At 72.2% G+C, this 6,723-nt stretch carries 7 protein-coding genes; 2 read left to right on the top strand and 5 right to left on the bottom strand.

Annotation, left to right across the window (positions count from 1 at the left end):
• Positions 1-76: 76 nt before the first annotated feature.
• Positions 77-1,495, bottom strand: coding sequence for a tetratricopeptide repeat protein (locus tag E2651_RS11860; RefSeq protein WP_135331044.1), 1,419 nt, complete (start codon positions 1,493-1,495; stop codon positions 77-79).
• 176 nt (positions 1,496-1,671) lie between these two features.
• On the opposite strand from E2651_RS11860, the gene E2651_RS11855 reads away from it, so the two are divergent.
• Positions 1,672-1,815, top strand: coding sequence for a hypothetical protein (locus E2651_RS11855; RefSeq protein ID WP_167828769.1), 144 nt, complete (start codon positions 1,672-1,674; stop codon positions 1,813-1,815).
• Here the strand turns inward: E2651_RS11855 and E2651_RS11850 are convergent.
• The 4 genes from E2651_RS11850 to xylB all read right to left on the bottom strand — a co-directional run bounded on the left by E2651_RS11850 (position 1,807) and on the right by xylB (position 5,281).
• Complete coding sequence (locus E2651_RS11850; RefSeq protein WP_348541628.1) at positions 1,807-2,322, bottom strand: class I SAM-dependent methyltransferase; 516 nt, start codon at positions 2,320-2,322, stop codon at positions 1,807-1,809. The two genes, E2651_RS11855 and E2651_RS11850, sit on opposite strands and share 9 nt — an antisense overlap.
• Before the next feature lie 41 nt (positions 2,323-2,363).
• Positions 2,364-2,492, bottom strand: a complete 129-nt coding sequence (locus tag E2651_RS46120) for a hypothetical protein (RefSeq protein ID WP_348541627.1) — start codon at positions 2,490-2,492, stop codon at positions 2,364-2,366.
• Between the two features lie 97 nt (positions 2,493-2,589).
• A complete protein-coding gene (locus tag E2651_RS11845) occupies positions 2,590-3,789 on the bottom strand; it encodes an ROK family transcriptional regulator (RefSeq protein WP_135331042.1) in 1,200 nt (399 codons plus the stop codon).
• Positions 3,790-3,817: 28 nt separating this feature from the next.
• A complete protein-coding gene (gene xylB / locus E2651_RS11840; RefSeq protein ID WP_135331041.1) occupies positions 3,818-5,281 on the bottom strand; it encodes a xylulokinase in 1,464 nt (487 codons plus the stop codon).
• Positions 5,282-5,473: 192 nt separating this feature from the next.
• Between xylB and xylA the strand changes: the two genes are divergently transcribed.
• Entirely contained in the window at positions 5,474-6,640 is a 1,167-nt protein-coding gene (gene xylA / locus E2651_RS11835; protein ID WP_135331040.1) for a xylose isomerase, read from the top strand.
• Positions 6,641-6,723 lie beyond the last annotated feature (83 nt).

Here is a 6,723-nt window from a genome sequence, read left to right as displayed (position 1 = left end):
CGAAGGAGGATGGGTGGGCGTCGAAGGGGGATATGGGTGAGCGTTGACCGGACCGTTCAGGCTGGGTGCGGCCCCATCACCCCAAGGCTGCGGCACCGGCGGCGGCCTGTTGCTCGGCGCGAGTACGGGCGGCGACGGCCTGGCCGGGGTCGCCAAGGCGGTCGGCCAGCCGCGCCCGCGCCTGCCAGTTGTAGGGGCAGATGGGGCGCAGACTGATCCGCTCGCTGAGCAAGGTGCGCGCGAGGTCGTCGTGTCGGCCGGAGCGGATGGCGGCCTCCACCAGCGTGCGCTGGATGGCGTCCCGCTGCGCGTGGCTGCCGCCGAAGAAGTTGAGGCGGTACCGGATCGGCGCGAGCAGCTCGACGACGCGGGTGTACTGCTCCCGGCGGTGGGCGATGAGCGCCTGGCACACCGGCAGCCCGATCTCGCGCGTCATCGCCTGGTTGGACACCGCGGGGTCGGTGCGGGCGAGCCACAGCTCGCGGTCCTTTACGAGTTGCTCGGCATCGGCGATCCGGCCGGCCCCCGCGTACGCCATCACGGCGTGTACGTCGTTGAAGGCGTAGTACGCGCCGTCCTCCCGCCCCGCCCAGGCATCGGCGAGCGTCGCCCAGCGCGGCCCGACGTCGACACCGGCGAGGAGGAGCCGCCACAACAGGGCCGACGCGTCCAGGAGTTCCATGGCGATGGCGTGCGACGACTCGTTGTGGAGGGTGTTGTCGTAGACGGCGAGGACCCGTTCGATGCTCCCCGACTCCAGCGCGTACAGGGCGTAGTGCCATGAGTTGTGCACGGACAGGAAGTTGCCGTCGGCCCAGTCCGCCGTCCGCGCGTCCATGTAGCGGATCCCGTCGGCGAACCGTCCGCGCATCTCGTACGTGTGGACGACCGCGTGGATGCCCCACACGTCACGCGGATGGCGTTCCACGGCGCGTAGCCCGGTCTCCTCGGCGTGGCTGTAATGCCCGGACTCCTCGAGGCCGAAGGCGTACATCCCCAGCAGCGGGCCGAAGTGCGGGTCATCGGCGTCCCACGACGTCAGCGCGCCGCCGATCCGGTCGCGCAGCCGCTGGGCGTCGCCCGAGAAGAAGTCGATCTGGTGACCGACGGCCAGCGCGAGGGCGTCGCGGGGATGCTCGCAGCTGAGCTCGCCGAGGATCTCCCCCGCGCGGAACATGTCCCCGTCGAGCCAGGCGTCGGCAGCGGCTGCGTGCATGCGCTCGCGCGGTGAGAGCCCCGCGAGGTCGACGGCGCCGAGGAAGGCGCTGAAGGACTTCCGCGCCGCGGCGGCCTCCTTCTCCTCGGTGCCGAGCAGCCCGAGATAGGCGCCGAAGACCTGCGCCATGGCGGACCGGGGAGCGGCCGCCGCCATCGCCTGCGCCTCATCGGCCACCTCCCCCCGGAAGAACAACAGCGCGTCGAGTGCGCGCTCGTAATGCCGCGCGGCTTCATCGCCGGTGCCACTCATGGCGTGGCCATGCCGGTCCATTTCCATGACTGTCCCTGCTCCCGTCGGCTCCCTCGCAGTCTCGCGATTCTGCCCGGGCGATGCCACGACGACGCTCGGTTCACCGGAAGGAGGCTGAGGTACGCACATGCTGACGGAAATGCGCCAGGGCGAGCCCGCGCACAGCCGTGGGCACACTGTGCGGTTCACTGGCCCGTGACGTCGTGGCCGCCGCCTCCGTACGCCGCCCGCGCCGTCGCCGCCGCGCCCATGCCGTCGACGCGGCCCCGCACACGGGAGTCATCCGCGCCCTCGTCACCGAAACGCGGGTGGCCGACGCGCTGTCGGCCACCCGCGCCTCACGCTGACCCGTTGGGCCGCGGGGGTTCCGCGATGCCGACGATGAACTTGCCGGCCACGGTCCGGATGCGGGTCGACCAGCCCAACGCCGTCAGCTCGTCCGTGAGCGTCCGGGGATCGTGGAACACCTCCACGATGCGGTCCCGGCTCCCGTCGTCGAGTCGGCGCACGGCCGCCGGGACGGACCGGTCGGCGTGGACCTCCTCCCGTGCGGCCTCGGCGGGCCCGTCGTCGATGAAGATCGCTTTACCGCCCGGCGCGAGCGCGGCCGCGATGGTGTTCCAGAAGTCGGACAGCCGCCCCGGTGGGACGTGAGAGAGCCAGAAGCCGAAGAAGACCGTGTCGTAGCGCCTCGGCGGCTGCCACGCGAACATGTCGGCCTGGACGAACCGGACGTGTGCAGAAGCGGCACGAGAGCGGGCGAGGGCCAGGGGCTCGGCCGCCGCGTCGACCGCCGTCACCGAACGCGCCCGCGCGGCGAGCATCGCGGTCCACTGACCCGTCCCGCAGGCCAGCTCCAGTACGTCCCTGCCGATCGGGAGGTCGTCGGCGACCGTCAGCAGGTCCTGTAGGTCCTACGTTCCGCGTAGGGCTGGTCGTACTCGGCCGCGCAGGCCCGGTAGGAGGCGATCTGCTCTGCCAGAAGTGCGTCGTCATCCAGAAGCGCGTCGTCATCGCTTCCCATGGCCCGGACCATAGTCAACAGGGGGCGACTGCCCCAGACCATGGGCGAGGGGGAGCGAGGCTGTCCCCGGAGGCCTGCCGAGCCGGTTGGAGGTCCGTCAGGACACCCCCGCCGGATCGTCGAGGACCGCCCGTACGACCGAGTGTGCGGCGCCCAGCAACGGGCCTTCGGAGCCCAGGCGGGAGACCGCGACGCCGCAGGCCGTGCCCGCGGTGCGACGCTCCAACTCGGCCTCCAGCGGCGGCAGCAGCCACGGCGCGAGCCGGGAGAGCGCCCCGCCGAGCACCACGGACCGAGGGTCCAGGAGGTTCACCGCACCGGTGAGCGCGATGCCCAGCGCGGTCCCGGCCTCGCGCAGCGCGCTCCGTACGTCCCGGTCGCCCTGGGCGGCGCGCTCGGTGAGGAGCCCCACCCGGTCCGCGCCAGGGGCAAGGCCCGCCCTGCGCAGCACCGCTTCCTCACCCGCGTACTGCTCAAGACAGCCATGACCGCCGCACGGACACGCCGGGCCATCGGGCCGCACCGGAACATGGCCCAGCTCGCCCGCGAATCCGCGCGTCCCGCGCAGCAGCCGCCCGTCGACGACCAGCGCGGCACCGATCCCGATCTCGGCGGAGACATGGAGAAAGTCCTGCGGCACCTCGTCGCCGAGCCACAGCTCGGCCAGCGCGCCGAAGTTCGCCTCGTTGTCCACCGTGAGCGGCAGCTTGCCCGGCAGCAGCGCGGCGAGGTCGACGTCGTGCCAGTCGAGGTTGGGGGCATGGACGACCTTGCCCGTGTCGCGGGCGACCAGACCGGGCACGGCGACGGCGAGCCCCGCGGGGCGCAGCCCCTCCCGGCCCGCCTCGGTGTTCACCTGCCGCACCAGCGCGAGGAGTTCCTTGAGGACCGGCTCGGGGGAGCGCCCCCGGTTGCTGCCCTGACGCACGGCACGCGCGCGTACCTCTCCGCGCAGATCGACCGCGCACACCGCGAGATGGTCGACGCCCACCTCCGCGCCGATGCCGGCCGGACCGCGCCCGCTGATGGCGAGGGCGGAGCCCGGTCGGCCCACCCTGCCTGGGCGCTCGGGACCCAGCTCGTCCAAGAGCCCCGAACGGATCAACTCGTCCACCAAGGTGGAGACCGCGGCCCGGGTCAGGCCGATCCGGGAGGCCACCGCCGCACGGGACAACGGCCCGTGCGCCGCGACGGCGTGCAGGACACGCGAGAGATTCCGGCGGCGCATCCCCTGCTGGGTGTCGGGCAGCTGGGCGCCGGACGCACCCTGCCGCGTACCGTGCGGTGGTGCGGTCATGCCCCCGTCAGCCCCTGCTCGTCATCACTCATGGTTTTCCCTGCTCATGGGCCGCCTTCTCAAGAAGGGGCGCCGCGTCGGAGATTACCCCGGCGATCCGCGCCAGCGCCGTCTCGTCCCGCTCCACGGGGTCGAGCACGGGCCCCGCGGCCGTGCCCCAGCGGCGAGCGACCGCCGCGGGATCCTCGCCTGTCAGGATGCCGGCGGCCTGCGCGGCGGCCCCGAGCGCGACGAGCTCCCGGGCCTCGGGCACCTGAACAGGACGCCCGGAGAGCCGCCGCACGGTGTCCTGCCAGGCCCTGCCCCGTGCACCGCCGCCGATGAGCAGCAGCGGAGCCGAGCGGTCCGCGTCCGCGTCCAGGACCAGGTCGAGGGCGCCGAGGAGCGAGTGCACGGCCCCGTCGTACGCCGCCTGCAACAGCTGCCCCGGAGTCGTGTCGTGCCGCAGACCGTGCAGCAGCCCGGAGGCGTGCGGCAGGTCCGGGGTGCGCTCGCCGTCCAGGTAGGGGAGCAGGGTGACGGCGCCGCCCGCCTCCACGGCCTCACGGTCCAGGCTCAGGAGCGCGGCCACGCGGTCCACGGCAAGGGTGCAGTTGAGGGTGCAGGCGAGCGGCAGCCAGTCGCCGCGTGCGTCGGCGAAACCGGCCACCGTCCCGGTCGGATCCGTGGGGCGCCTGCCGGAGACCGCGTACACCGTGCCCGAGGTGCCGAGGCTCAGCACCGGAGTGCCGGGACACAGGCCGAGGCCTAGGGCGGCCGCCGCGTTGTCGCCCGTACCGGGGGCCACGAGCGTGCCCTTGGAGAAGGGAAGTTCGCCGCTGCCCCGTACGGTGCCGACGACCTCTCCGGGGCGGGCGACGCGCGGCAGCAGCGCGGGATCCAGGCCGACCAGGTCGAGGATCTCCTCGTCGTACGTCTCCGTAGAGGACGCCCACCACCCAGTGCCGGAGACATCACCCCGGTCGGTCGTGCCGGTCCCGGTGAGGCGCTCGGTCAGGTAGTCGTGGGGGAGGCGGACGGCGGCGGTGGCGCGGGCCGACGCCGGCTCGTGCTCGCTGAGCCAGGCCCACTTGGTCACCGTGAAGGAGGGCCCCGGCACGCTGCCTACCCGCTCGGCCCATGCCTTCGGGCCACCGAGGCGGTCGACCAGGGTGCGGGCCTGTGCCGCCGAGCGCACGTCGTTCCACAGCAGCGCGGGCCGTACCGGCCTGCCGTTCGCGTCCAGGGTGACCAGGCCGTGCTGCTGGCCGCCGACCGATACCGCCGCGGCCTCCCGCGCCGCCTCGCCGCACTGGTGCAGGGCCTCGCCCAGGGCGCTCCACCACTCCTCGGGATCACTCTCGCGTGCTGTGCCCGGGCTGACGCCGTGCGGCGCCTGACCGCTCGCCACCACTCTGCCCGTCGCGGCGTCGACGACCAGGACCTTGGTGGACTGCGTGGAGCTGTCCACGCCGACGACGAGCGGACCGTCGGCTGCTGGTGCTGATGACATCGGGGGTCTCCGTTCCCGCGGCTCTTTCCGGGTGCTTCCGGACTTCTCTCCGTCCGACCTTCCCAGGGATGCCTCCGGATACTAATTTGTTAAGGGCCATGACGAAATAGTCGTGGCGGCCGCATTCGAGCTCACGGCACAGCCGCGCCCGGGCCGCCCCGCCGCCCGCATCCGCCATCCAGGGAGCCGCACATGACGTATCAGCCCACTCCTGAGGACAAGTTCACCTTCGGTCTGTGGACCGTCGGCTGGCAGGGAAGGGACCCGTTCGGAGACGCGACCCGCGCACCCCTCGAACCGGCCGACTCCGTACGGCACCTGGCCGAACTGGGGGCCTACGGAGTGACCTTCCACGACGACGACCTGATCCCGTTCGGGGCCACGGAGACCGAGCGCGAGTCCCACATCAAGCGCTTCCGCCAGGCGCTCGACGCGACCGGCCTCGTCGTGCCGATGGCCACCACGAACCTGTTCACGCACCCCGTCTTCAAGGACGGCGCGTTCACCGCCAACGACCGCGACGTACGCCGCTACGCCCTGCGCAAGACGATCCGCAACATCGACCTCGCGGTGGAGCTCGGCGCTCACACCTACGTCGCGTGGGGCGGCAGGGAGGGCGCGGAGTCCGGCGCCGCCAAGGACGTGCGCGACGCTCTCGACCGGATGAAGGAGGCATTCGACCTGCTCGCCGAGTACGTGACGGAACAGGGCTACGACCTGCGCTTCGCGATCGAGCCCAAGCCGAACGAGCCGCGCGGCGACATCCTGCTGCCGACCGTCGGTCACGCCCTTGCCTTCATCGAGCGCCTGGAGCGCTCCGAGCTGTTCGGGGTCAACCCCGAAGTGGGCCACGAACAGATGGCCGGCCTCAACTTCCCGCACTCCATCGCCCAGGCGCTGTGGGCGGGCAAGCTCTTCCACATCGACCTGAACGGCCAGACCGGGATCAAGTACGACCAGGACCTGCGCTTCGGGGCAGGCGATCTACGGAGCGCCTTCTGGCTGGTCGACCTCCTGGAGAGGGGCGGTTACGAAGGGCCGCGACACTTCGACTTCAAGCCGCCGCGTACGGAGGACTACGCGGGGGTGTGGGATTCGGCGGCGGGGTGCATGCGCAACTACTTGATCCTGCGACAGCGTTCGGCCGCGTTCCGCGCCGACCCGGAGGTCCAGGAAGCCCTGCGCGCCGCACGGCTCGACGAACTGTCGCTGCCCACCGCCGAGGACGGCCTGTCCGGGCTGCTCGCCGACCGTCACGCCTTCGAAGACTTCGACGTCACGGGTGCCGCCGCCCGTGGCATGGCCTTTGAACGCCTCGACCAACTGGCCATGGACCACCTCCTGGGGGCGCGCGGCTGACCCCGAAGCGTCACTGCGGAAGCATCAACTTCTGCACAGGGGTCGCGTCTTGACCGGTGTGAGCCGACTCTTGACGGTATGGC

This window comes from Streptomyces sp. MZ04 (assembly GCF_004684775.1).
GTDB lineage: Bacteria > Actinomycetota > Actinomycetes > Streptomycetales > Streptomycetaceae > Streptomyces.
This window is presented reverse-complemented; position numbering and strand designations above follow the sequence as displayed.

What these genes read in the sequence shown, in the direction of transcription:
- E2651_RS11860 (WP_135331044.1), bottom strand. Translation starts at nt 1,495, where the DNA reads ATGGAAATGGACCGGCATGGCCACGCCATGAGTGGCACCGGCGATGAA.
- E2651_RS46120 (WP_348541627.1), bottom strand. Translation starts at nt 2,492, where the DNA reads ATGGGAAGCGATGACGACGCGCTTCTGGATGACGACGCACTTCTGGCA.
- xylA (WP_135331040.1), top strand. Translation starts at nt 5,474, where the DNA reads ATGACGTATCAGCCCACTCCTGAGGACAAGTTCACCTTCGGTCTGTGG.
- xylB (WP_135331041.1), bottom strand. Translation starts at nt 5,281, where the DNA reads ATGTCATCAGCACCAGCAGCCGACGGTCCGCTCGTCGTCGGCGTGGAC.
- E2651_RS11845 (WP_135331042.1), bottom strand. Translation starts at nt 3,789, where the DNA reads ATGACCGCACCACCGCACGGTACGCGGCAGGGTGCGTCCGGCGCCCAG.